This is a genomic window from Devosia riboflavina, assembly GCF_000743575.1.
In the GTDB taxonomy this organism is placed as follows: Bacteria; Pseudomonadota; Alphaproteobacteria; order Rhizobiales; family Devosiaceae; genus Devosia; species Devosia riboflavina.
The window spans coordinates 1-678 of record NZ_JQGC01000044.1 but is presented as its reverse complement, the minus strand read 5'-3'; the positions used below and the strand labels follow the sequence as shown (position 1 = coordinate 678).

Annotated in this window: 2 protein-coding genes; both read left to right on the top strand. The window is 62.1% G+C overall.

Annotated features, from left to right (window positions below):
* Window positions 1-199 (top strand): nucleotide-binding domain containing protein (locus JP75_RS24400; RefSeq protein WP_035087707.1); only part of this gene is annotated, 199 nt, incomplete at its 5' end.
* Window positions 196-678, top strand: a 483-nt coding sequence (locus tag JP75_RS24395) for a class II aldolase/adducin family protein (RefSeq protein ID WP_035087708.1), incomplete at its 3' end; no start/stop codon positions are given. The genes JP75_RS24400 and JP75_RS24395, both read left to right, overlap by 4 nt.

Here is a 678-nt window from a genome sequence, read left to right as displayed (position 1 = left end):
GATCATCGCCGGCGGCGAGACGTCCGGCGCAGTGGTTGCAGGGCTGGGGCTGGAAAGCCTCGATATTGGACCGGAGATCGATCCGGGCGTGCCATGGATGTATTCGAAAGCCGGTGAGACGCCGATAGCCATAGCGCTCAAGTCCGGCAATTTCGGCGCCGACAACATGTTCATCAAGGCCTGGGATCTGTTGCGATGACGGCAGTATTGAGCGAGGCGACCCGGGTTCGCGACGAGATCGTTCGCGTGGGCAGATCCATTTTCGACCGAGGCCTCACCGCAGGCTCAACGGGCAATATCAGCGTCAAGCTGACCGACGGCAGCATGCTGATGACGCCGACCAATGCCAGCCTGGGGAGCCTCGATCCTGCCACGCTCTCGCATCTGGATGCCCAAGGCACGCTCATCTCGGGTGACAAGCCGACCAAGGAAGCATTCCTCCACACCTGCATGTATTGCGCCCGCCAGGGCGACAACGTCGTCGTGCATCTTCACTCGCCCCACGCCGTTGCCGTTTCCATCCTTGACGGCCTAGATCCGGGCAATCTGTTGCCGCCGCTGACGGCCTATTACGTCATGCGCGTGGGGCGGCTGCCCCTCATCCCCTACTTTGCACCCGGCGACAAAGCGCTGGCTGAGGCGGTCGGCGAAAAGGCTAATGATCACCACGCGGTCTTG